At 51.5% G+C, this 22898-nt stretch carries 24 protein-coding genes and 1 riboswitch; of the genes, 11 read left to right on the top strand and 13 right to left on the bottom strand.

Annotated features, from left to right (window positions below; translation table 11 throughout):
• The first annotated feature begins 81 nt into the window (after nucleotides 1-81).
• The 6 genes from mdtD (at nucleotide 82) to yegS (ending at nucleotide 6989) form a co-directional block, all read left to right on the top strand.
• The gene (gene mdtD, locus SJI19_RS00120; protein WP_416347477.1) at nucleotides 82-1437 is read left to right on the top strand and encodes a multidrug transporter subunit MdtD; all 1356 of its coding nucleotides are present in this window, start codon (nucleotides 82-84) and stop codon (nucleotides 1435-1437) included.
• A 6-nt stretch (nucleotides 1438-1443) separates the two neighbouring features.
• The gene (gene baeS / locus SJI19_RS00115) at nucleotides 1444-2829 is read left to right on the top strand and encodes a two-component system sensor histidine kinase BaeS (RefSeq protein ID WP_323476551.1); all 1386 of its coding nucleotides are present in this window, start codon (nucleotides 1444-1446) and stop codon (nucleotides 2827-2829) included.
• Nucleotides 2826-3536: a two-component system response regulator BaeR gene (baeR, locus tag SJI19_RS00110; RefSeq protein ID WP_323476228.1), complete on the top strand. Its 711-nt coding sequence runs from the start codon at nucleotides 2826-2828 to the stop codon at nucleotides 3534-3536. Before baeS ends, baeR begins: the two co-directional genes overlap by 4 nt.
• 82 nt (nucleotides 3537-3618) lie before the next feature.
• Nucleotides 3619-3957 carry a YegP family protein gene (locus tag SJI19_RS00105; protein WP_323476227.1) on the top strand — a complete coding sequence of 113 codons (339 nt, stop codon included), beginning with the start codon at nucleotides 3619-3621 and terminating at the stop codon, nucleotides 3955-3957.
• Between the two features lie 280 nt (nucleotides 3958-4237).
• Entirely contained in the window at nucleotides 4238-5617 is a 1380-nt protein-coding gene (gene yegQ / locus SJI19_RS00100) for a tRNA 5-hydroxyuridine modification protein YegQ (protein ID WP_323476226.1), read from the top strand.
• Between the two features lie 481 nt (nucleotides 5618-6098).
• On the top strand, nucleotides 6099-6989 hold the full coding sequence (gene yegS, locus SJI19_RS00095) for a lipid kinase YegS (protein ID WP_323476550.1): 891 nt from the start codon (nucleotides 6099-6101) through the stop codon (nucleotides 6987-6989).
• A gap of 116 nt (nucleotides 6990-7105) precedes the next feature.
• Here the strand turns inward: yegS and fbaB are convergent, their stop codons facing one another.
• Nucleotides 7106-8158 carry a class I fructose-bisphosphate aldolase gene (gene fbaB, locus SJI19_RS00090; protein WP_323476225.1) on the bottom strand — a complete coding sequence of 351 codons (1053 nt, stop codon included), beginning with the start codon at nucleotides 8156-8158 and terminating at the stop codon, nucleotides 7106-7108.
• A 331-nt stretch (nucleotides 8159-8489) separates the two neighbouring features.
• Between fbaB and SJI19_RS00085 the strand changes: the two genes are divergently transcribed.
• Nucleotides 8490-9407, top strand: a complete 918-nt coding sequence (locus SJI19_RS00085; RefSeq protein WP_323476549.1) for a hypothetical protein — start codon at nucleotides 8490-8492, stop codon at nucleotides 9405-9407.
• On the opposite strand, the gene thiD is transcribed toward SJI19_RS00085, so the two are convergent.
• From thiD to SJI19_RS00065, 4 genes are all read right to left on the bottom strand, one after another.
• Nucleotides 9354-10157, bottom strand: coding sequence for a bifunctional hydroxymethylpyrimidine kinase/phosphomethylpyrimidine kinase (thiD, locus tag SJI19_RS00080; protein WP_323476224.1), 804 nt, complete (start codon nucleotides 10155-10157; stop codon nucleotides 9354-9356). The genes SJI19_RS00085 and thiD overlap by 54 nt on opposite strands.
• The gene (thiM, locus tag SJI19_RS00075) at nucleotides 10154-10948 is read right to left on the bottom strand and encodes a hydroxyethylthiazole kinase (protein WP_323476223.1); all 795 of its coding nucleotides are present in this window, start codon (nucleotides 10946-10948) and stop codon (nucleotides 10154-10156) included. The genes thiD and thiM overlap by 4 nt, the downstream gene beginning before the upstream one ends.
• Before the next feature lie 36 nt (nucleotides 10949-10984).
• Nucleotides 10985-11085, bottom strand: a riboswitch (TPP riboswitch).
• Nucleotides 11086-11129: 44 nt separating this feature from the next.
• A complete protein-coding gene (locus SJI19_RS00070) occupies nucleotides 11130-11300 on the bottom strand; it encodes a hypothetical protein (RefSeq protein ID WP_323476222.1) in 171 nt (56 codons plus the stop codon).
• Between the two features lie 342 nt (nucleotides 11301-11642).
• Nucleotides 11643-12374: a LuxR family transcriptional regulator gene (locus SJI19_RS00065; protein ID WP_323476221.1), complete on the bottom strand. Its 732-nt coding sequence runs from the start codon at nucleotides 12372-12374 to the stop codon at nucleotides 11643-11645.
• Nucleotides 12375-12859: 485 nt separating this feature from the next.
• Here SJI19_RS00065 and SJI19_RS00060 point away from each other — a divergent pair, with 485 nt between their 5' ends.
• A complete protein-coding gene (locus tag SJI19_RS00060) occupies nucleotides 12860-13294 on the top strand; it encodes a GNAT family N-acetyltransferase (RefSeq protein ID WP_323476548.1) in 435 nt (144 codons plus the stop codon).
• A gap of 84 nt (nucleotides 13295-13378) precedes the next feature.
• Here SJI19_RS00060 and SJI19_RS00055 read toward each other — a convergent pair whose 3' ends face one another.
• The gene (locus SJI19_RS00055) at nucleotides 13379-14740 is read right to left on the bottom strand and encodes an MFS transporter (RefSeq protein ID WP_323476220.1); all 1362 of its coding nucleotides are present in this window, start codon (nucleotides 14738-14740) and stop codon (nucleotides 13379-13381) included.
• 130 nt (nucleotides 14741-14870) lie between these two features.
• Between SJI19_RS00055 and SJI19_RS00050 the strand changes: the two genes are divergently transcribed.
• Entirely contained in the window at nucleotides 14871-15764 is an 894-nt protein-coding gene (locus tag SJI19_RS00050; protein ID WP_323476219.1) for a LysR substrate-binding domain-containing protein, read from the top strand.
• A gap of 139 nt (nucleotides 15765-15903) precedes the next feature.
• Nucleotides 15904-16695: a DUF3750 domain-containing protein gene (locus tag SJI19_RS00045; protein ID WP_323476218.1), complete on the top strand. Its 792-nt coding sequence runs from the start codon at nucleotides 15904-15906 to the stop codon at nucleotides 16693-16695.
• A gap of 150 nt (nucleotides 16696-16845) precedes the next feature.
• On the opposite strand, the gene yghU is transcribed toward SJI19_RS00045, so the two are convergent.
• The 3 genes from yghU to SJI19_RS00030 all read right to left on the bottom strand — a co-directional run bounded on the left by yghU (nucleotide 16846) and on the right by SJI19_RS00030 (nucleotide 18679).
• Nucleotides 16846-17721, bottom strand: a complete 876-nt coding sequence (gene yghU, locus SJI19_RS00040) for a glutathione-dependent disulfide-bond oxidoreductase (protein ID WP_323476217.1) — start codon at nucleotides 17719-17721, stop codon at nucleotides 16846-16848.
• Between the two features lie 154 nt (nucleotides 17722-17875).
• Entirely contained in the window at nucleotides 17876-18400 is a 525-nt protein-coding gene (locus SJI19_RS00035; RefSeq protein ID WP_323476547.1) for a DNA-binding protein, read from the bottom strand.
• A gap of 9 nt (nucleotides 18401-18409) precedes the next feature.
• On the bottom strand, nucleotides 18410-18679 hold the full coding sequence (locus tag SJI19_RS00030; RefSeq protein ID WP_323476546.1) for a hypothetical protein: 270 nt from the start codon (nucleotides 18677-18679) through the stop codon (nucleotides 18410-18412).
• A 434-nt stretch (nucleotides 18680-19113) separates the two neighbouring features.
• Between SJI19_RS00030 and SJI19_RS00025 the strand changes: the two genes are divergently transcribed.
• Nucleotides 19114-19356 (top strand): hypothetical protein, encoded by a 243-nt coding sequence (locus tag SJI19_RS00025; protein WP_323476216.1) that lies wholly within the window; start codon nucleotides 19114-19116, stop codon nucleotides 19354-19356.
• A gap of 613 nt (nucleotides 19357-19969) precedes the next feature.
• Here the strand turns inward: SJI19_RS00025 and SJI19_RS00020 are convergent.
• The 4 genes from SJI19_RS00020 to SJI19_RS00005 form a co-directional block, all read right to left on the bottom strand.
• Nucleotides 19970-20392: a hypothetical protein gene (locus SJI19_RS00020; RefSeq protein WP_323476215.1), complete on the bottom strand. Its 423-nt coding sequence runs from the start codon at nucleotides 20390-20392 to the stop codon at nucleotides 19970-19972.
• A 103-nt stretch (nucleotides 20393-20495) separates the two neighbouring features.
• Nucleotides 20496-21746 (bottom strand): type II toxin-antitoxin system HipA family toxin, encoded by a 1251-nt coding sequence (locus SJI19_RS00015; RefSeq protein WP_323476214.1) that lies wholly within the window; start codon nucleotides 21744-21746, stop codon nucleotides 20496-20498.
• 40 nt (nucleotides 21747-21786) lie between these two features.
• Nucleotides 21787-22335: a helix-turn-helix transcriptional regulator gene (locus SJI19_RS00010; RefSeq protein ID WP_323476213.1), complete on the bottom strand. Its 549-nt coding sequence runs from the start codon at nucleotides 22333-22335 to the stop codon at nucleotides 21787-21789.
• A 194-nt stretch (nucleotides 22336-22529) separates the two neighbouring features.
• A partial coding sequence (locus SJI19_RS00005; protein ID WP_323476212.1) for an IS66 family transposase occupies nucleotides 22530-22898 on the bottom strand: 369 nt, incomplete at its 5' end.

Below are 22898 nucleotides of genomic sequence, written 5' to 3'. Positions count from 1 at the left end.
CATCATGACTTAGCCACCACCTCGTCTGCGCCCTCCGCTTCGGTGCATTGGCAGTTGTGGACCGTGGCCTTTGGCTTTTTTATGCAAACGCTGGACACGACCATTGTTAATACTGCGCTACCCTCAATGGCCCACAGTCTGGGCACCAGCCCGCTGCATATGCATTTGGTTATCGTTGCCTATGTGCTGACCGTGGCGATTATGCTGCCGGCCAGCGGTTGGTTGGCCGATCGCTTCGGGGTAAAACATGTTTTTTTCAGTGCCATCGTGCTATTTAGCCTGGGATCGCTACTGTGTGCACAAGCCGAAACCTTGCAAGCGCTGGTAGGGTCGCGGGTGGTCCAGGGAATTGGCGGTGCCATGATGGTGCCAGTGGGTCGTCTGACGGTGATGAAAATCGTCCCGCGTTCGCAGTATATGGCGGCAATGGCATTTGTCACCCTGCCCGGGCAAATCGGTCCCCTGGTCGGCCCAGCCCTGGGCGGTTTTTTGGTCGAGTATGTCAGTTGGCACTGGATCTTTCTGATTAACCTGCCGGTAGGCGTGGTCGGCGCACTCATTACCTGGCTGCTCATGCCTAACTACAGCATGCCGACCCGGCGCTTTGACGCATGGGGCTTTTTGCTGCTGGCAACGGGTATGGCTACACTGACCCTGGCGCTGGATGGGAGCAAAGGTCTTAATCTCGCAGCACCGTACATTGCCTTGCTGGTGCTCACCGGACTGCTGGCACTGTTTACCTACTGGCGGCATGCCCGTGGTAATGACAGGGCCTTGTTTAACCTGCAACTATTCAATACCCCGACCTTTTCCATAGGTTTGCTGGGTAGCCTGCTTGGGCGCATTGGCAGCGGGATGCTGCCGTTTATGACACCGCTTTTTTTACAATTGGGGCTAGGGTTCACCCCTTTCCATTCCGGCCTGATGATGATTCCGATGGTTATCGGCAGCATGGGTACCAAACGTATCATTGTGCAATTGGTTAACCGCGTAGGCTACAGGCGGGTGCTTACCGGCGCCACGCTCGGATTGGCCGTCATCAGTCTGACCCTTCCCCTGGTCGCATTGGCGGGATGGGATTACGCCATCCCGGTGGTGCTCTTTTTCCAGGGAGTGGTCAACGCCATGCGCTTTACCTCGATGAATACGCTGACCCTTAAGGATTTGCCCGACGAACTGGCCAGCGGCGGCAACAGCCTGCTGTCGATGACCATGCAGTTGGCAATGAGTCTGGGTGTGACCACAGCAGGCATATTGCTGGGTTTGTTTGTCGGGGCCGCTGGCCCGCTGTCGGGTGAGTCCATGCGCGCTCTTTTCATCCCAACCTTTATTTGTATGGCCTTGGTGATTGCACTACCGGCCCTGGTGTTTGCCCGGGTGCCACCAGATACCAATCAAAACGGATTATTAACGCAACGCTCACCGGGTGGAAAATGAAGCATGATAAAATTCGGGATTACCGCCAAACTGTTTCTCGCCATTTTTGCCACCTGCATGCTGGTGGTGATCACCATGCACTGGGGCGTGCGGGTCAGTTTTGAGCGTGGTTTTATTGATTATATTAAACGCAGCAATTACCAACGCATCGAGTTATTGAGCACGGCGTTGGCCGAACAGTACCAACAGCATGGTGACTGGCGTTTTTTGCGCAATAACGATCGTTTTGTCTATCAACTGCTACGCTCATTTGAACAAAACGTAGACGAAGGTCAATCACTGCCGCCCCACGGCATGCGAACGCAAATTTGGGTAGTGGATGCCAAGCGGCAAAAGCTGGTCGGCCCCAATGCACCGTTACCCAATGAAGGACCGCAACGGGCCATCAAGGTCAACGGCAGCCTGGTAGGCTGGGTGCTGTCCACGCCGGTGGATCGTCTGACTCGAAATGTGGATATTAGCTTTGACGCACAACAACGCCGTACCAGTTGGCTCATCGTCGCATTGGCCGCACTGCTGGCGGCGGTAGTGACCTGGCTTACCGCGCGTGGGCTGTTGGCTCCGGTGAAAAAGCTGGTGAATGGCACCCATCAGTTGGCCGGTGGGAATTTCTCCGCCCGGGTGGTCACCGGCACCCGGGACGAATTGGGGCGGCTCGCAGGTGACTTTAATTTGTTGGCTATTTCGCTGGAAAAAAACGATGCGATGCGCCGCGAATTCATGGCCGATATTTCCCACGAACTGCGAACCCCGCTCACTATACTGCGTGGCGAGCTTGAGGCACTGCAGGACGGCGTCAGACAACTCAGCGCCGGTTCACTCTCATCCCTGCTGGCGGAAGTGACCATTCTAACCAAGCTGGTGGATGACCTACATCAACTCTCGCTTTCAGATTCCGGGGCGTTAGCTTATCGAAAAGATCATGTGGACGCGATCCATTTGTTGGAGATCGCGCTGGCCACATTTGGCGAACGTTACCAACAAAAGGGCGTGACCATCGGCCGGGCGCTGCCGGAGCAGGCATGGGTGTTCGGCGACCCCGACCGTCTGACCCAGCTATTCCTAAACCTATTAGAAAACAGTTTGCGTTATACCGACGGGCCGGGGCAGATGTTTATTGACGGTGACATTCAGGCTGGCACACTGACATTGCGCTGGCGCGACAGTGCGCCCGGGGTAGATGACCGGCAACTTAAGCAAATCTTCGAGCGATTCTACCGCACCGAGAGTTCGCGCAATCGTGCCAGCGGCGGGTCGGGACTCGGTCTACCGATTTGCCAAAATATCGTGGATGCCCACGGTGGTCACATTTTCGCCACCCATTCACCTTTTGGCGGTCTGCAAATCACGGTACAATTACCGTTGGATCCCCAACCGCCCAGGATGATATGAGCGAACACATTATAGAACAGCTAACCATTCTGATCGTCGAAGATGAGCCTAAGCTTGGGCAGCTGTTAGTGGATTATCTGCAGGCGGCGGATTACCGCACTCATTGGCTGACGCGCGGAGACGAGGTGGCTGAGTACCAGCTTAAAACCCCTGCCGCGCTAATATTGCTCGATTTAATGCTGCCGGGATGGGACGGTTTGACCGTCTGCCGGGAGATTCGCCAGTTTTCTGATGTACCCATCATCATGATGACCGCTAAAACCGAGGAAATTGACCGCTTGCTGGGACTTGAGATCGGCGCCGACGATTATATCTGCAAACCCTACAGCCCGCGCGAAGTTGTCGCGCGGGTCAAGGCCATCATTCGCCGTTGCTACCGTCCTTTGGTCACTGTGCGAACACCGAGCCCGCTTAAGATCGATGAAAACCGCTTTAAAGCCTCGTTTCGCGATATGCCGCTCGATCTCACTCCCGCCGAATTTCGCCTGTTAAAAATTTTGTCTGGTGCCCCCGGCCAGGTATTCTCACGAGAAAATCTGCTTGACCTAATTTATGATGACTACCGTGTCGTGACCGATCGCACCATCGATAGCCATATAAAAAACTTGCGCCGTAAGCTGGAAAGCCTGGCCGATGATGTGGTGTTTATCCGTGCAGTGTATGGCATGGGTTATCGCTGGGAAGCGGACGCAGGAGATTTTGCTTAACCGTTTTAGCCACGGTGACAACCCGCCGGAGTCTCCTATACTTGAACTAGCGTGAAAGCGCGGTCTGAATGGAGGAGCCGACATGGCAACCGTACATTATGAACTTGAAAAAGTAAGAAATGGGCATTTCATCTTTAAACTCAAAGGCTTGAATGATGAAGTCATTCTTGCGAGCGACACTTTTTGCAGTAAAGCGTCAGCTGAGAATGCAATCAATTTCGCCCGTTACAATGCGCCAGATGAAAGTAACTACGAGCTGATGCGAACCAAAAGCCAAAGCCCGTATTTCATTTTGCGTGGCAAAAACTACCAAATACTGGGGCAAAGCGTCCCCTATAGCTCCGAAGCCGCCGCGCGACAGGCGATTAAAGCGGCAATGAAATGCGCCGCGACGGAAGAAATTATGGATATGACATCGTAGGTGTTGTCCCGCAGTCCATTGACTGTAGCGTCGTGCAGTCCCAACCACCGGTTATCAAGGAGCAGGGTGCTGGACATAATATACGTGGCCCAAACCTGAGAACATAGAGAACCGGCGGTTAGGGTACGATACGTCGGCAGGGGCCATGTGAGTGCGTCAGCTCAATGCATTCACCCTGTTGTCGGCCGGTTTTAGCTGATTTATTCCTCCATTGGGTCTAAAATCCGGTCCTTTACTGCCACTGCATGGCAGACTGACCTGACATCAGACGAGATTTAACATGCTTACTCCCGAACTTCTTTCCCCAGCCGGTTCGTTAAAAAACATGCGCTACGCTTTTGCTTACGGTGCCGATGCGGTATACGCCGGACAGCCACGCTACAGCCTGCGGGTACGTAACAACGAATTCAATCATGAAAACCTGGCCTTGGGCATTGATGAAGCCCATCGCTTAGGGAAAAAATTTTATGTCGTTGTGAATATCGCGCCACACAATGCCAAGCTGAAAACATTTTTACGCGACTTGCAGCCGGTCATTGAGATGGGCCCCGATGCCTTAATTATGTCGGACCCGGGTTTGATCATGCTGGTCCGCCAGGCGTTCCCGGATATGCCTATCCACCTGTCGGTACAGGCCAACGCGGTTAATTGGGCAACAGTGAAATTCTGGAGCCAAGCCGGTTTGACACGAGTCATCCTGTCGCGCGAACTGTCGTTGGAAGAAATTGAAGACATCCACCGCGAAGTGCCGGAAATCGAACTGGAAGTGTTTGTCCATGGCGCACTGTGCATGGCCTACTCCGGCCGCTGTCTGTTGTCGGGGTATCTCAATAAGCGCGACCCCAATCAGGGGGCCTGTACCAATGCCTGTCGCTGGGAATATAAAGTTCAGGAAGGCAAAGAAGATGATATCGGCAATATTGTGCACCAACATGAACCAATAGCCGTGACGAACGTGGAACCCACGTTGGGCATCGGCGCGCCGACCGATCGGGTTTTTATGCTGGAGGAAGCCCAGCGTCCAGGCGAATATATGAGTGCGTTTGAAGATGAACACGGCACCTATATTATGAACTCCAAGGATTTGCGGGCCATTGCCCACGTAGAGCGCCTGACTGCCATGGGCGTCCACTCACTGAAAATCGAGGGGCGGACCAAATCTTTTTATTACTGTGCGCGTACCGCTCAGGTCTATCGTCAGGCCATTGACGACGCCGTGGCGGGTAAACCTTTCGATCCGACACTGTTGCGTACGCTGGAAGGTCTGGCTCATCGTGGCTACACCGAGGGTTTTTTGCGGCGCCATGTGCATGAAGATCAGCAAAATTATGCCGTGGGATACTCTGTTTCCGACACTCAGCAATTTGTGGGCGAATTTACCGGGGTACGTCGCGATGGATTGGCGGAAGTGGTGGTGAAAAATAAATTTTCACTGGGCGACAGCGTCGAGTTGATGACCCCCGAGGGCAATATTAATTTCATTTTGCAGCGGATTGTCACCAAAAGCGGTGCAGATGCTACTGTGGCACCTGGCGACGGTCATACGGTTTATTTACCGATCCCTGACGCCCTTGAGCTTAAATTTGCCCTGCTAATGCGTAACCTATCGGGCACCACCACCCGCAACCCTCACAGTAAAACCGCTACACCCGCCCTATAAAAGCTGGCAAGAGCCGAGGACAGCCAACGCACCTGCGGCGCGAAGTATGCCGGGTATACCCTAAATAATTCGTGTTGCAGGAAGGCGGCAACGCAGTGAACCCCAGGAGCTTACATCGGTAAGTGACTGGGGTGAACGAGAACAGCCAACGCACCTGCGGCGCGAAGTATGCCGGGTATAAGCTGGAAATTAGAATCGGGTCACACTCCTTCGCCAGCCCAAAGCGTATCATGTTGGTGCTGAATCAAAATGCAAAACAATGACCCAGCTTGACCATGTACCACCTCTTTCGCCAGCTCATCCTCCCTTGAGCTGGCTTTTTATTGTGCATTATTTGGCTGGCCGCGGCTTATACACGATACGATCTGGTATCTTGGCCATTTCTCGACTAGAGTTTATGGCTATTAATCGGTGGGCGGGGAGAGATCAAACCTGCTTATTACTGCAAGGGTTGCTATTAATGAAATCAACCAGGTCGGGACTGCCAGCGTCGTTGCTGATTATCAATGGCAAAAATGCGGGCAATGAGTCGGTTAGGCTTGCGGTACATCAACAGCGGGAAGCCGGTTATCCAATCGAGGTGCGGGTCACCTGGGAACATGGCGATGCACGACGCTACGTCCTGGAGGCGGTGGAACTACAGGTTGATACGGTGATTGCTGGCGGCGGCGATGGCACCATCAACGAGATTGCTGGCGTGTTGACGCAACTGCCGGCGGCGCAACGCCCATGCCTGGGGATACTGCCGCTGGGCACTGCCAACGATTTTGCGCTTAGCGCGGCCATTCCGTCAGAGTTGGACAAGGCGCTACTGCTGGCAATCATGGGCAAACCGGTCGACATTGATATTGCCCAAGTTAATCACGACCGCTTTTTTATTAATATGGCCACGGGGGGATTTGGCACCCGAATTACCACCGAAACCCCCGACAAACTCAAATCAGCCTTGGGTGGGGTCTCTTATTTTATTCATGGCTTACTGCGTATGGATACGCTTAAAGCGGATAGCTGCGACATTCGTGGGCCGGATTTTCACTGGGCGGATGAGGCTCTGGTCATTGGCATAGGTAATGGCCGACAGGCCGGTGGCGGACAGGAGTTATGTCCAGATGCCTTCATTAACGACGGTTTATTGCAACTGCGGATTTACGCCTCACAAGAGTTGCTACCGATTTTACTCAATAGCCTGACCCGGGATGAACAAAACGCCCATATTGTCACCGCCTCTCTACCTTGGCTTGACATAGTGTCACCCCATGAGGTGACCTTCAACCTTGACGGGGAACCTCTAACAGGCAAAAAGTTTCATATCCAGGTGTTACCGGCGGCGCTTACCTGTCGTTTACCGCCGATGTGTCCACTGCTAAAGTGAATGCCTCCGCTGGCATGGGCACGGCAAGCACTAGGTTAAGGCGTCCCCCGCTGAACGTCGTCGGACGTTCCGGCCTACACGCTGTGTGGCAGGGCAACAGCGGGGTATTGTGCTGATCAAGCGACGGTAATGGACTTATCCAAATAGACATCCTGTACCGCGTTAATCAGAGCCACGCCCTCTTTCATCGGGCGTTTAAACGCTTTACGCCCCATGATCACGCCCATACCGCCGGCACGCTTATTAATCACGGCGGTACGAACGGATTCTGCCAGATCTGTCGCCCCTAAAGATGCACCACCGGAATTGATAAGCCCAGCGCGGCCCATATAACAGTTGGCCAATTGATAACGGACAAGATCGATGGGGTTTTCCGACGTCAGGTCGGTATACACACGTTCATCGGTATAGCCAAAATTAATCGCTTTATAACCGCCGTTATTCTCGGCCAGTTTTTGTTTTACGATATCGGCACCAATGGTGACGGCCAGTTGATTCGCCTGTCCGGTTAAATCGGCGCTGGCATGATAATCCACCCCATCCTTTTTAAAGGCGGAATTACGCAAATAGGCCCATAGTACCGTGACCAATCCTAACTCATGGGCGCGATCGAACGCGGCAGAGACCTCTTCGATTTGCCGGCGCGATTGCTCTGAGCCAAAATAGATAGTCGCGCCTATCGCTACCGCACCAAGATCAAAAGCCTGATCGACGGTGGCATAAAGGGTTTGATCATGCTGGGTGGGGTAACTCAGTGTCTCGTTATGGTTAATTTTGACCAAAAAGGGAATGCGATGGGCATAACGCCGAGATACCGCTGCCAGGACGCCATAAGTGGATGCGACGCAATTACAGCCAGCCTCTATCGCCAGTTCAACAATATTTTTTGGATCAAAATACTGGGGATTGGCGGCAAAGGACGCCCCGGCTGAATGCTCGACGCCTTGATCTACGGGTAAAATGGAAAGATATCCGGTACCCGCAAGGCGTCCGGTATTAAACAATGTTTGCATGTTACGCAACACCACCGGTGAACGCGCGCTATCGATCATAACTCGATCGACATAATCGCTACCAGGCAAGCACAAATGTTCTGCGGGAATGGTGGTGCAGTGGTGTTCCAACAACGTTGCGGCGTCTTTACCCAACAGTGATGAAATAGTGGTCATAATTATAGCCTCCATGAATGGATACTAGGCAATACCTCGCACTTCTGGCCAGTGACGCTGTGGCGCTTACGAATAATGGCGAGATATAACCTTAGGTGCGGCATAAAACTGTCGACCGGTGAAAAAGGAAATGTCACGACGCGGGGCATTTTCCTGAGTGAGCAGTCCAATCGTAGTTCCTAATGCCACACTCCGCCACGGCTAGGCCAGTATTTTTTTACCGTTGAGGATTTGATCTCCCGCACAGAATTGGCAGTAAGCAAAGGGTCAAACAAGAACTTGTATAACAACTTAGGGTAAGCTATAGGTCATGTTGCCGGTTCAGGACGTCATAATGCACGCTTTTTTACCCCCCCAGCCCAGCCCGCAGACGCTTTACTACAGCGCCGGAGAAACACATCCGTTGTCGACACTGGATGAAAAGAAACTCTGCACCATGGTCGGGGATATGAAAGTCACCGACAGTGACAAAGAACATTACATTACCGGTTGGATGGGCTCCGACAGCGTGGTGGTCATTCATAACTATCACGAAAAACGCGGAACCTCTAATGGGTTTGTGCTCACCAAAGAGAACCAATATCGCCTTAGCGTACAGTCGATTGCTTTTCGCATCCCAAAGCTTATCCTGTGGCTCTCGTTTCACCGCAAGCCCCGCACCATGACGCTTATCACCTACAATACACTGGGTGAGCTGGTCAGCCCGCTGATTCAATATCGCAATATGACCGATAAACCGATGATGCGACAGTTGGAACTCGATTGGCAGGGGCTGAACGATTATATCGGCATGGCCTGCTGGCAACTGGAAAACGATACGCCGCTATGGAACCAAATTCAGCAAGCCATCACCCCCACTGCACTGGCTCGTTGGCTTGACGCCCCGCCGTTTAGCGATAAAAGGTTGCACAAGGACGGTGAATACGAAGGCTTCTGGGCCAGCAATGTTTTTATCAGTCGCTGCCTCAGCCCGTTTCCCGCCCTGCAGTTATCATGGCGCGACGAGGAAAACCAGATACAACCGGGTTATATTTATACCGCATTGCCGGAAAAACGCGGCGCCCCGCTGCAGCCTTCGCTACGTATTCGGCCACAGCGGGCCGAAACCAGCTATTTACTTAACGCCTTCGATGCGCAGCATTTGCAAAACGCGCTCGCGCTGCTGAGCTTCGCCAAAGGCGTATTATTGGGCATGTCACCACCACTGGTGGAAATGATGGACCGGCCCGATGCCCTGACCAACCTGTAGCTCATCAGCATGCAGTAACGCCTGTTGCAACCAGTTTTTAGCCGCCTGTAGCGTTTGCGCCCAGTCGTCGTGCTGCGGGCGCAGCGCCGCCAGCGCGGCGGATAACGTACATCCCGTGCCATGGGTGTGGTGAGTATTGACCCGGATAGCATCGACCCGGACCGCGTCTGTGGCGGTGATCAACCAATCTGGGCTATGTTCCCCATCCAAGTGGCCCCCTTTCATCACCACCGCCCGGCAACCCAACGCAAGTAACGCCCGCCCTTGCTCGCACATTTCCCGCTCGTCGGTGGCCAGACGGCAACCCAACAGTGCTGCCGCTTCATGCAGATTGGGGGTAATAATGGACGCGAGCGGCAATAGCAGTTCACGCACCGCGCCAATAGCGTCCGGTGCCAATAAAAAGTCCCCGCTTTTCGCCACCATGACGGTATCCAGTACCACGTATGGAATGGGGTACTGCCGCAGTTTTTCCGCAACGACCCGCACAATATCCGCCTGACCCAGCATGCCAATCTTAGCGCTGTCAATACGCACGTCGCTCAGTACAGAATCCATCTGCTCGCTCACAAACGCCGGGGGGATGGGGTAAATGGCCTGGACGCCGCAGGTATTTTGCGCCACCAGGGCGGTGATAACCGACGTAGCATAACCGCCTAGGGCCGAGAAGGTCTTTATATCCGCCTGAATGCCCGCCCCGCCACTGGGATCAGTACCGGCAATACTGAGTAGGTTGATCTGGCGTTTCATTGTAAATCCTCGCGGCTCATGGCGTATAAGTGGTCAAGAAAGCCCACCGCAAAGCTACCGGGCCCCGACGACGCCGAGGCGGTTAAGCGACCGGCGCGGGCCATAACCCGACAGGCTGCCGCCACATGCTGCAGCCGATCTCCCGGCAGGGCGCAAAAAGCCGCTACCACCGCCGATAATGCGCAGCCGGTGCCGGTAACCCGGGTCATCAACGGATCGCCATCGTCCACGGACCATACCCGCGCACCGTCGGTGATAAAATCCACCCGGCCGGTGATGGCCACCAGCGTGCCATACTCTCTGGCCAGCCGTTCAGCGGCCGGCAACGCGCGAAACGAATCATCGGCACTATCCACGCCACGGCCCAGGCTAGGCTCACCGGCCAGAGCCAGAATTTCGGACGCATTCGCGCGAATGGCGGCGGGTTTCAACGATAAAATAGACACAGCGAACGCTGTGCGATAATCCAACGCCCCCACCGCCACTGGGTCCAGTACCCAAGGAACGCCAGCCTGATTGGCGCCGAGTATGGCAGCCATCATCGCCTCGGCGCGCCTGTGGCTCAGCGTACCTATATTGATTAGCACAGCATCCGCCATAGTGCTGAACTGCGCAGCCTCGCGTGGTTCAATCACCATCGCCGGTGCGGCGCCGAGGGCCAGAAGGGTATTGGCGGTAAATTCCTGGACCACATCATTGGTCAAGCAATGAACCAATGGCGCGCGCTGACGCAGCGCTTCGAGAGAGGTGAGCGCAGTTAAGCCAGGTAATTCAATCGGTAGAATGGTCATATTGCTCCCAGCCAACGGTGGGAACACGGACCCGGTAGAGAGAGACCGCGACTTCCCTACGCTGGCATTATCCAGATCAGGTAATACGGGTAAAATCTCAGTCCTACGCGCTGCGGCGGACACCCCGAGTCATGTAAAACGATTATCCGGTCAGCCGCGCAAAAGGTCAATAACCGGTGTGTCAGGGATGAATGAGCATTCGGCCAACGCAGTCGTCGAATGTTACCTGCGCGCCGGGCATGCCAGTAGGTGTGAGCAGCCAGCGTGAAGCCTCACCACCCGGTCGGGTAAAACCTGCCTGAGCCAAGGCGTCAAGTCGACCCGCCATCCAATGGTCATTATTAAACAACAACGTTATTTTCCATGCCGGTTCACCGCTGCATTTAACAACTTTGTTATTTATTATCTCTTCTATAATTTCATTATAATTAGGCTGAGCAGAAAATACGGGCCATGATAGAGGCAATAATAAACAGCACAAAATAAATTTATACATAACTGCCTTACTCAATATCGTTTAATCTATAGAGTAGAATAGCACTAAATTTTACACGCAGACCCACATCATACTAAACCCTGATTAAACCACAGAGAATATCCTGAATAATCGTCCAACAAAGATTGACTAAAACACGACCAGCAACAGAATAACCCTATATTTGATATTGGCTTGGCGGTAATTATAAACGGGGTATTAACTAAATAATTTCAGTTCCATTGCACGGGTAATGGCATGTTTTGCATTGGTGACACCGAGTTTTTCGATGATATTTCTGATATGAAATTTTACCGTACCTTCGCGTATTGCCAGAATAGTGGCCACCTCACCATAGGTTTTACCGACGCTAGCCCAAAATAACACCTCTTTTTCGCGCGGGGAAAGCTGCTGGACCACCGGCTTTTCGCCATTCAGCGGTAATAGCGGTAAGTGTGCGTTACGAAAAACCATGACTTTTTCATGGGTGTTAATCAGTAGCATTTGGAGTTTTTCACTATTTTGTTCTACCAAACGATAAAAATCTGCACTCCCATTCCGGCAACTGATGCTGAATGTTGCTAAATTGTTATCCCCGTCATGAAGTATAAATGTATAACCGCTGTCCAGACAATATTGTTTTGACAACCGAAAAAAACTATGATGCCGAATAATCGATGGGTTATCAGGCCACAAAAAAGGCGAAACTTTGCGGCTGGCAATAAGCACCACGGGATCAATTTTTTGATAACCGTAGCTGCGGTATTGGTTCAACCAACTGGTGGGATAGTCGGATATAATCGAAATAGGAAAACTATCCGATTTATTCATCATAAAGTAAGAAAAACAGAACGCGTTGCTGGTTTTTAATAGTCTTATTAGGTAAAACTTGATTTCTCTTTTTATCAATTGGATAAAAAATTCCTGGTTATCGTCTAAAGGTTTGTCCATAAAAGATGCCTACCATATTAACTATCACTCATCATTGATTACCCATAGCGGATAATTAAAAAGCTGACTTTAATTTCTAGGGAGATTTTGGATAATATAAGAGGCTTGCTATGGATGCAACCTCTAACAGGTCTATCAATTATCTTAACACTCATTAAGCGTTTATAACCTCTGGTGTTCAGGGTGTATCAAGGCGTCAAAAAACAGTGGAGCTTAGCTAAACCAGTGATGCTGTTGAACAAACACGGCCTACGTACCCGAGGCTTAAAACCTGATAGGCATGCGCTGGTTGCCGTTCAGGGGCCATATCGCGGGAAGGGTGTTGACCTCCTGGCTGGGTTTTATTATTGACTCTAACAATGCCATGATAAATTATTTTTCATATAATTATCGTGGAGTTAATGGTGATGTTGGCTAATAATATTAGCTACCAGGTTTTGCGTTACAGGTAGCTAATGATAAGGAATACTATGTCAGGGGCGAATATCGTGATTCGTGACTATCATGAAGCGGATCGACCATTTTTGCGCACGCTATTCCTATCCTCACGAAAACAAGGATGGCCTTGGCTGGATCCAAGGCACTGGCAACTTGAGGATTTTGATAGTGCCACATTTGACGAAAAAATCTTGGTGGCCAAAGTGCACGGCCATATTGCCGGTTTTGCGTCGCTATGGCTGCCGGACAGTTTTTTGCACAATCTGTTTGTCGATCCGGACTACCAGCGCCAGGGTGTCGCCAGCGCACTTCTGGCGGCGTGTTATCCCTTATGTCGCACCACCCTGGCATTAAAATGCCTGAGGGAAAACCTAGGGGCACAGCAATTCTACCTGCACCATGGGTGGAAAATCATCTCGTCGGGGCGCGGGGAGAATGGAAAGTATTATCTGATGCATAAAACCAATCCGCTGACATGTTGACCGTCGGGCCGGAATATTTTTGATCACATCCGGCATGGTAAACTGCGGCCGGATCGGTGTAATGGCTGCATCCAGCGCAAAAGGCTACACAGTCTGGTCATACTCCTCCGCCAGCAGCGCGCCCAGCAGCGACAGACCCAACAAGGTGCTAAAACCATAATAGAAGCCACTGATCCCCTGGTAGGCGCTGAGTATGGACACCAGCACTGCGAGGGCAATGGCGCCGGCGGTGTATTGTGCGGTCACCATCAGGCCGCTTGCCGCACCTTGCAACGCTTCAGGTACCTCGGTCATGCCGACCACGAATGTCGCGGTATATACCATCCCGTGGCCTACGCCGCTGAGTAATAATCCGGCAGTGAAACTTGCCCAACCGGTCTGCCCGGTTAACGATATGGTCATCAACCATAAGCCAGCAGCCCCAACGATAAAACCGCCACGCAGCACGTTAAGCGGCGCGATTAAACGGAACAATTTACCCGCAACACCATTACCGGCAATAATCATCAGGGTCAACGGAATAAACATGAATGCGGTCCGCATGGCGCTATAGCCATAATGCCCCTGCAGCAGCATAGTCAATAAAAACAGTTCGCTGCCCAGACTAGCCATATACAAAATGCTGGCAATACTGCCCCGATGCAGCGAGGTCAAACGCCGCAGTTCCCTTACCACCAGCGGTCGATTACCGTATTTTTCGCCAAGTAAAAAACACAGGCTGGCTATCGCGCTAACGCCAAGCCAGCGATGGGTTTCAATATGGTTAAGCCCATGGTCGGCCAACGACATCATCGCCATCACCATGCTCACCACGCTGAGCGTTGCGAGTAATGATGGCAGTAGTGGTATGTTCTGGCTCGGTGACAGGGGAATAACGCCATGAAAACTGCGACGCGCGGACCACAGACAAAACCACCCCAGAGGGAGATTGATTAAAAAGACCAACCGCCAGCTGAGCTGGATAAAAAGGCCGCCCAATACGACTCCGGCAACTAATCCCGCAGCACCCACTGCACTCCATACGGTTAACGCCGTTACCCTGTCCCGCTCCAGCCGATAATAATGGGAGATCAACGCGATAATCGCAGGTTGTAACAGGGCGGCGCCTAACCCCTGCAATCCGCGCGCGGCCACCAGGACCGACGCGCCGGTACTCATACCGCCCAATAGCGATGCCAAGCTGAACAACGTCATGGCGAGAATAAAAATTTTTCTGGCGCCAAACGCATCGCAGAGTCGGCCGCCCATCAGCAAAAAACCGGCGAACATCACCCCATAGGCTGATACCACCCATTGCACATGTGAACCGGTCAATTGCATGCTTCGCGCGATCTCCGGCAGAGCCACATAGATAACGGAATAATCCAACGCGATAACAAATTGTGCCAACGACAGTGCCACTAACGGTGAATTTTTTTTTCCCAGATCCAAAAAACACGTTGCCATACTGCTTTCCTAGATAAAAGGTATATAGATGAATTGTATTCATTACAAAGATGACGTTTAATGAGCTTATCGCTTTTATTATGGCTAATTCAAAGTCATTGATTTCATCAATAGATGAGATAAATTCATCATGAGACCAACCCGTTTACCCCCATTGGGCACACTGCGGGTGTTCAACGCCGTGGCCACGCATCGTAGCTTTAAGTTGGCAGCCGAGGACATTGGCGTCACGGCCACCGCCGTCAGCCATCAGATTCGCCTGTTGGAACACACTCTGGAAACCACGCTCTGCCATCGCAATGTCAAAGGCGTATTGTTGACCTCAGCCGGAGAAACCCTCTTTCACACGACACAGCGCCTATTTAGCGATCTACGAGATACGGTGGATAAAATCCACGCACTCAACACACCACCGGCATTCACTATCACCACCACCTCCAATTTTCTTACCCACTGGCTAGTACCGCGTTTGGCACACCTGAAAGCGACTTGGCCGAGCATGGATTTACGCCTGCATACCAGTGTTGATCGGGTGGATTTATCGCAAAAAACGGTGGATGCCGCGATTCGTTACCGTGAAACGCCGGAGGCGGCGTTAGCCTGCACCTTACTGTATGAGGATCGTTTTACGTTGGTTGCCAGCCCTTCGTTAGCCATCAAACGACTAGACGATCTCACGTCAGTCACACTGTTTCACGTGGATAACCGACATGTGCCCTCTTGCGCGCCCAGTTGGCAAAACTGGCGTGATCGCATCGGACCTGCCACGCTCAACATTGAGGCTGGTCTGCATTTCAACGATGAAACCCATGCCCTTCAGGCGACGATTGCCGGTCTGGGCGTGGCGGTTGTCAGCAAACTATTGGCGCAGGATTTTATTCGACAAGGGGTGTTAACCGCCCCCTTTGATCACACGCTCACCGGCGCAAATTACTATTTTGTCACATTGCCGGAACTCGCGGAGCGCGAGGATATTGCTAACCTAAGGAACTGGTTATTGGGTGAAATGGATATAGCACGCTAGAGTAAAACAGACTGACCTCATTTAGTGATGCAAACGCGCATGTTAATATCAGTAGTGGTTGGTGGCACAGGTTGCGCATGAAATACCGGAGCCAAAATAACCGACCACCCTGTGCAACCCATAATAACCGGTGGACCACATGAAGTTGATACAACGTATAACTGTTGGGTTGGCAGTATGGCTTAGTGTGTCTTACGGCTTTAGCCTGGCTGATGATGTATTGCCACGCAGCGGGGCTAAAAATCAAAGCTGGGCCACCGCACCGCGCTATTCGGCCGGCATCGCACCCAACCCGGTGCAGTTGGAGCACAGTGCCATCGTGCAGGTGTATGTAGCCAAAACCTACGGCTGGCGAGGTATGTTTGCGGTACACCCTTGGATCATCTACAAACGTGCCGGAGAAACCGCTTATACTCGTTATGACGTGGTTGGATGGCGTGGCAATGATGTGGTTCAGCGCAATTACGGCCTACCCGACGGGCTGTGGTTTGGAGCTCGGCCAATGCTGCTCGTTAATCTGCAAGGCCAGGGCGTCGATGCCATCATCACGCAAATTGAAGCGGCTATCCGCAGTTATCCCTACGCCCATACCTACCGAAGTTATCCAGGACCTAATAGTAATACCTTTATGGCTCACATTGGGCGGGAAGTTCCCGCTTTGCGGCTCGACCTGCCGGCCAATGCGATCGGCAAAGACTACCGATCAATCAGCCACCCCATAGGAATGTCCCCAACGGGTAGCGGCTGGCAGGTTTCATTGCTCGGTCTGCTGGGATTGAGCATTGGAATCGAAGAAGGCGTTGAACTGAACGTACTGGGACTGGGTTTTGGTGTGGATGTAAAACAACCCGCGCTGCGTCTACCGTTTATTGGACGCCTGGGGATGAGTAGCACCACCGTGTCGGATACACCGGGTCAAGAAGGCCGGTGATGCCTATATGCTTGACGATATTGTGGTTTCTCGGCCAGAAATCACCGACCATTGGAAAACGCCCCGAACAACTGGCGCTGATTTACCATAACATATGCCATAACATATGCCATCACGGCAGATAAGCGCCAGCGTGCAGGTTACCGATGCCTAAAGAGAATCAGTCAACTTGTCTTGGGTTTTGGTGGCAAAGTCAGCGGCATCATGCCGTTCGTGCAACTGGCTTGTCGGGTCGCCAAACACACGGTTGACCATCCGACCACGCTGAACCGCCGTACGCGCGCCAACAGTATCAGCCCAGCGCTGGAGATGCTTATACTCATGCACCTGCAGAAACTCAGCGGCCTCATACAGCTCTCCCTTCGCCAGGACGCCATACCAGGGCCAGATGGCCATGTCAGCGATAGTGTACTGGTCCCCGGTAACGTATTCGTTATTGGCCAGTTGCTTATCGAGCACGTCAAGTTGACGTTTGCTTTCCATGGCGAAACGGTCGATCGCGTATTCGATCTTGGTCGGGGCATAGGCATAAAAGTGTCCAAAACCGCCGCCCAGAAAAGGCGCGCTGCCCACCTGCCAAAATAGCCAGGATAAACATTCGGCGCGGGCGCCCGCTTCGGTTGGCAGAAAAACCCCAAACTTTTCGGCCAGATACAGCAAAATCGCACCGGACTCAAAGATCCGGATCGGCTGCGGGCCGCTGCGATCTAGCAGTGCCGGAATTTTGGAGTTCGGGTTTACCCCGACAAAACCGCTGCCGAACTGATCACCATCGCCGATTTTTATCAGCCAGGCGTCATATTCGGCGCCGCCATGGCCGAGGGCCAACAATTCCTCCAGCATCACAGTGACCTTCACGCCGTTTGGGGTTGCCAGCGAATAAAGTTGAAGAGGATGAAGCCCCACGGGGAGTGCCTGGTCATGTGTCGGCCCAGAGATTGGTCGGTTAATATTTGCAAAACGTCCACCATTCGCCTGGTTCCAGCGCCACACCTTCGGTGGAATATAATTAGATGAATCAGTCATTATTGTTACTCCTAGTCCCCAAGGGAATCATGGTTCAAACCTGCAGACAAAAACCGTAAACGCGCTTTCAGCAACAATATCCAGATGACCTGAACACCGAAAAAGAGTATCGCGCGTTATCGGTTTTACCCATATCGGTTGGTCAATGTAAACATCAACTCGCCAACGCTTCCAGGCCAAGGGTCTCTGGATGCGTTAAACGACGTGCCTCTTTAGCCACATTAACCTGCATGGCGACCTGTGCGAGTTCCACTACATCCTGCGTTAATCGATAGTTTCCCCGGGCTTGCAACCAGGCCAGAATATCCGCCAGATGCCAAAGAGAAGCACTGCCTTCATGCACCGGCACCGGGAAATCCCCCGGATAAGCCAGCATCAATTTGCGCATATTCTGCCTCGACACGCCGACAATCTCCGCCGCATCGGTAAGCCCCACCAGATCCGGCGCCGCTTCAATAAGCATAGCCGACGGTACGGCATGCTGTACATCCGCCAATGCGCTGCGTACCGCAGTCTCAGCACTATCGGCTTCCCGGGTAAACACCAGCGCCAACCGGCCCGGCAACCCAATGCCCACCAGCGCATCGTCACAGCCGGCGGCGCCCAGACGTTCGACGAGCACATCGAGCTCACTCTCGTGCGCGGCGAGCTGGTACTTTAAGGTAAAGGTATATTCCATCATTACTCCTTAAGCGTCGGAATCACGCAATAGCAATATACGATGCGTCGTGCAGTTATCCACCACCCGGCGCAAAGCATGCGCATAGTTGCCCGGATTTTTCGGCGTACGCCAAACGCTTGTGATACAAAATTCACCACAACGGCACTCACGGTCATTGTAAGGACAGTAGATTTTCCCCCAGACATGACTGCCGCCAACGTCTATACGCCATCCCTGCTTTTCAGCATAACTTAGCGCGTCTTCAACCTCTTTTTTCGAATGAGGGGAACGGGTCATCATCAGCCTCCAATATGGATTACATTCTTCTGGATGTCAATTGACAACCAGAAGAATTACATTGCGTATACCGACGCGTTCAATGCCAACGCCGGAACACTATCCCGCACCAATGTAGGAATATTCGTAGGGCCGTCAATACTGGACTGAACATCCTGGAATAGCGCTCGCAACCACCGTCGCTTGTACCGAGCATTTGAGACAGATAAGCACCCGAAAATGACGCACTCAAAGTATTAAAAATGAAAAACAGCCATGCTAGCAATATGGGCATTAAAAAATTTAGCAATAAAACATGATTAATTATGACAATTCCCTATTTTAGGGGATGGATCAAGGTTTTTATCATCATTTCCCATTAAAGAAGATAAGTGTGTTGTAAATAAATTTACTCATATAACATACTCCCCGCCCCCAACAAGAAGATAATGCCAATGACTGATGAAATAAATAATAGCAAACAGCGTAGAATGTTGAAATTAGCGTCTGAAGAAACTAATGATGACCGGCTTGAGCACAACAGAAACGTTATCCTCAAAAATATTTCATCAGCTGATGTTGGAGAATTCAAATTCTGGTTATATAAGGGAAAAAGAGAAAATACGCTGCCTGTTGATATTGGTATAGAGGATGCTGTCAGTTTTTTCTTGGCTGAAAAAAATCCTCAACCAACCTAAATAAAAACGGGGTAAATTAAGTAATTTACATTTATCAACATCCGTAGTCATCCAGCATGAACCGTATTGACGGCTATTCAGGCGGGATAGGAGGCTGCCACATAGTTGGTACCAATGCACGTCAATACCTATTCGGCCAGTCGTTTATGATACCGACCATAAGATAATTCAAAAACCTGACGTCAGTTTTGCACAGCACACTTTATTTATTTGCAGCATTTGCTATTGCCAGAAAAATCATCTAATCAGAACAACCAACCAACATTGAACTATTCATCACAATAATAACAATCATTGGTTACTAAATATTCAATCATTGATACTCGCAACATCACCGTAGCGTATAATCTATAATAGTGATGATATCATTTACGCTAAAATTTAGAATATTATAATTCTTATATTAGAAATACGTTCCCGCATGAAACACCCCAGAGAGTAGATTCCCACAACTAAATCGATATTGATTTTATCGATCAGGTTGCCTCAAGCATGCACATAATAACTAAATAGCAGTTCGTTTGCTGGCGCGGGAGATAATGAGCGCAACGCTGGGCGCTATAGCGTTCTCTGGTTAAAAAAAACGCTTCTTGTCTAGAAACCAACCGTGCCGTCAATGCTCGGTAGGATCGTCGTCACTATTCTCAAATGCGGACTGCACAGCTACGACGATACGCTGCGCCGTGAGTTCATCTTCCAGGCGTGGATACTCCGCCTTCAGCTTACCTGACACGCACCAACCATTTTCCTTAATGGAACGAATGATCCGGTTCGCGTCCTGGTTTGGCATCTCCATCACGTCTTTAAGACGCTCTTGCGCGAGCTGGAAAGTCATCACTATCCTTGCCTCGTCGGCCATTTCATGACTGATCGTATGCTCAATCACGCGTGCGGTGTATAGCACGTGTTCGGTCAGGTCCGGATAGCGCCAGGCGAAACACGCATCGTCGTAATCCTCAAAGATAAAGTTGCTACGGGTGCCGTCCTCACAGACCACGATTTCACCAAAATGATAAGACGTTGCATAGCGCCGCATAAAGGGACGCGAAAACACCTCAAGCGTGCGATTGTAGCCTGCCCTACGAAGACCGGCGAGCGACGCAAACCCAACCCCATGTATAGCTGCAGAAATTCGGTCGTCACAGACTCAATGCTTCCTTCACCTGCGGACTTTCAAAGGCGGGTGCAAGCGCCTTGATGTCTCTCGCAGTCATTCCCAACTCTGAGGCAAGAGGGCGCCATCTGTCTCTAATGATTTCCGCCATGACCCGGAGAGCCTCGCGAGCTTCATCTGTGTCGATATTAAAGAGCTGCGCTGCGTCCAACACCTCCAAAATTTTGAGTTCGTTTCCATGGATGTCGCTTATCGCGGTCTTGAGGGTGCCGCCAACTGACGGGTCGGGATTAATATCATAGGCGGGGGAAAGAGCCCAGCGATTGGCCGTTCTGATGAAGCCGTGATTACGCAGATGATCATCTGTATTCTGGATCAGTACAGAATAAGCCATACGTGTCCAAAGTTCGACCAAATCATCACCAGCACCATTTATCATCATCTGCTCTGCTATAGAGACATAGTTTGATGGCTCGGTCCCCGCTAAGCCCATAAAAGTCTGCGCCGTAATAAAATGGATACGACGAGGGTTTTTAACATTTTCATAAGACCGATCAAAACGCTTGATTAAAGCAACCGGAAACTGGCCGGCTACAACAAATAGCTTAGCTTCAGCAACCGTCATTCCTATTTCACCTGCAAGACGAAGCGTGAGTACTTCGGCACGCGCCATATCATATTCATCGCCCATCTTAGGCAACTTCGCTATCCAGATAGTCTGGTCCTCTTCACGCACATTTACTTTTGGTCGCGCGCCGCCTAGCGAGCCTGCAGCATCAAGCAATATTTGTCCGGCAAGCAACTTTGCCCGGTTTTCACGATAATGAGCCGGATCTGCCTCTAAGGCGCGAGCCTCATGAATCATAGTCTCGAGTTCAATGAGCCGCGGTATGGAATAGTCCTTTTCCCCAGTCCTGGGTTGGGCTACAGGAAGCGCATCCGGCGCATCGCTCTCATAAAAGCGAAGTGCACCCGAACGTAGGAAATCATCGACCCCAATAAGGTACTCGAAATCATTCATTGCGCGACCGCCATTTGCTGCACGCATAATAGCGCGCCCCCAGGAATCAGGCGTGCTATCGGCGATCGGCATCACAACGGGAGATGAATTTCCCTGCAGGCTGGCCGACGCGACTATCTGGCTGCGCGGCATGAAGGGAGAGAGATCATAGCCTTCCGGATTATCGATCCAACTCTGCGCATAGGTGAACACGGAGTTCTGTCGCATTCCGTCGATGTTGAAATCCAACTGTCCGACCAGATCTTGATCATCCATCCAAACGTAAAGTCTTTGCCTCATATAAATTCTCTAATCATCAGCCGGAAGAGTCTCGTGTAGCTTTTAAACGAGAGAGCAGCGATGATGTACGTCCTGACGGGCTGACCACCAACGTCCTCTGATTTTCCTCCCCCTTTGCTTCTACACCAGATTTTGTCGATTTCTTAGTGGCCGCTGTGCCTGATGCTGGTTTCACCACCTTCGCCCCCGACCGGATCACGACATTCGCTTTGACATCTTTACGGAGCGGCTTTGCATTTTGCATAACATTGTCACGCAGCATAGACAGACCGATGTCGTCATTACGCATGTCAATCAAATGACTCAAGAGATCAAGCTTCCCAAGAACAGTGAGCACCATCGCGAGCGTGTTAAGTGAGATACCGGCACCATTACCACTCTCAAGTCGATGTAAAGTTGAGCGCGAGATTCCCGCTGAGTTTGCAAACCTATCAGCGGGGATACCCCTTACTCTACGTGCGAATTCGATATCATTGCCTAACTTGACCAAGGCCGCTTCGGTTGAGGGCCGTACAACCGAGCCTTTTGTCTGACGAAGTTTACTCATATTTTTTTCTTCGAGCATCTTAACCTCACTCAGCTACGTCTCATCTGTGATACAAATAATCATAACATCGAAGGAGTAAATCTCCCAAAATAAGGTTAATCCGTTAGTCATCTGTCTCACCTGTGAGTTTGTGGCTATCATGTTGCCCGACCAAACTGCCCCTAAGATAAGTAGAGTTAAATCGTAAGCGCCGTTAAATCGACGTACTCCCCCTATCCATACTGTGGCACATTTTTTAAATAAGAGACCAGGTCCTCATTCCAGGGTAATAACGCGTCGAGTTTTTCTTGCGAGTCCGCCTCGCCGATGTGGTCCAGCACATACTGGATATACGCCGTCGGCTCTAACTGATTGGCCTTCGCCGTTTCGATCAAGGAATAACATCCGGCACTGGCGCTGGCACCCTGCGAACTGTCGGCAAATAACCACGCCTTGCGACCGATTGCAAACGGGCGGATGGCATTTTCCGCCAACGCATTGCTGATGTTCACCTGCCCATGATCGCAATAACCTATCAATTCTGCCCAGTGGTTGAGCGTGTAGTCCATGGCCTGTCGCGTCAGCAACCCTTCATCATCTTG

Source organism: Acerihabitans sp. TG2 (genome assembly GCF_035013185.1).
Classification (GTDB): Bacteria; Pseudomonadota; Gammaproteobacteria; order Enterobacterales; family Enterobacteriaceae; genus Acerihabitans.
This window is presented reverse-complemented; position numbering and strand designations above follow the sequence as displayed.

What these genes read in the sequence shown, in the direction of transcription:
- thiD (WP_323476224.1), bottom strand. Translation starts at nt 10,157, where the DNA reads ATGAAACGCCAGATCAACCTACTCAGTATTGCCGGTACTGATCCCAGT.
- baeR (WP_323476228.1), top strand. Translation starts at nt 2,826, where the DNA reads ATGAGCGAACACATTATAGAACAGCTAACCATTCTGATCGTCGAAGAT.
- SJI19_RS00030 (WP_323476546.1), bottom strand. Translation starts at nt 18,679, where the DNA reads ATGACCCGTTCCCCTCATTCGAAAAAAGAGGTTGAAGACGCGCTAAGT.
- SJI19_RS00015 (WP_323476214.1), bottom strand. Translation starts at nt 21,746, where the DNA reads ATGGATGATCAAGATCTGGTCGGACAGTTGGATTTCAACATCGACGGA.
- fbaB (WP_323476225.1), bottom strand. Translation starts at nt 8,158, where the DNA reads ATGACCACTATTTCATCACTGTTGGGTAAAGACGCCGCAACGTTGTTG.
- thiM (WP_323476223.1), bottom strand. Translation starts at nt 10,948, where the DNA reads ATGACCATTCTACCGATTGAATTACCTGGCTTAACTGCGCTCACCTCT.
- yegQ (WP_323476226.1), top strand. Translation starts at nt 4,238, where the DNA reads ATGCTTACTCCCGAACTTCTTTCCCCAGCCGGTTCGTTAAAAAACATG.
- SJI19_RS00010 (WP_323476213.1), bottom strand. Translation starts at nt 22,335, where the DNA reads ATGCTCGAAGAAAAAAATATGAGTAAACTTCGTCAGACAAAAGGCTCG.
- SJI19_RS00105 (WP_323476227.1), top strand. Translation starts at nt 3,619, where the DNA reads ATGGCAACCGTACATTATGAACTTGAAAAAGTAAGAAATGGGCATTTC.
- mdtD (WP_416347477.1), top strand. Translation starts at nt 82, where the DNA reads ATGCAAACGCTGGACACGACCATTGTTAATACTGCGCTACCCTCAATG.
- SJI19_RS00050 (WP_323476219.1), top strand. Translation starts at nt 14,871, where the DNA reads ATGAGACCAACCCGTTTACCCCCATTGGGCACACTGCGGGTGTTCAAC.
- SJI19_RS00020 (WP_323476215.1), bottom strand. Translation starts at nt 20,392, where the DNA reads ATGCGGCGCTATGCAACGTCTTATCATTTTGGTGAAATCGTGGTCTGT.
- SJI19_RS00055 (WP_323476220.1), bottom strand. Translation starts at nt 14,740, where the DNA reads ATGGCAACGTGTTTTTTGGATCTGGGAAAAAAAAATTCACCGTTAGTG.
- yghU (WP_323476217.1), bottom strand. Translation starts at nt 17,721, where the DNA reads ATGACTGATTCATCTAATTATATTCCACCGAAGGTGTGGCGCTGGAAC.
- SJI19_RS00045 (WP_323476218.1), top strand. Translation starts at nt 15,904, where the DNA reads ATGAAGTTGATACAACGTATAACTGTTGGGTTGGCAGTATGGCTTAGT.
- SJI19_RS00025 (WP_323476216.1), top strand. Translation starts at nt 19,114, where the DNA reads ATGACTGATGAAATAAATAATAGCAAACAGCGTAGAATGTTGAAATTA.
- SJI19_RS00065 (WP_323476221.1), bottom strand. Translation starts at nt 12,374, where the DNA reads ATGGACAAACCTTTAGACGATAACCAGGAATTTTTTATCCAATTGATA.
- SJI19_RS00035 (WP_323476547.1), bottom strand. Translation starts at nt 18,400, where the DNA reads ATGGAATATACCTTTACCTTAAAGTACCAGCTCGCCGCGCACGAGAGT.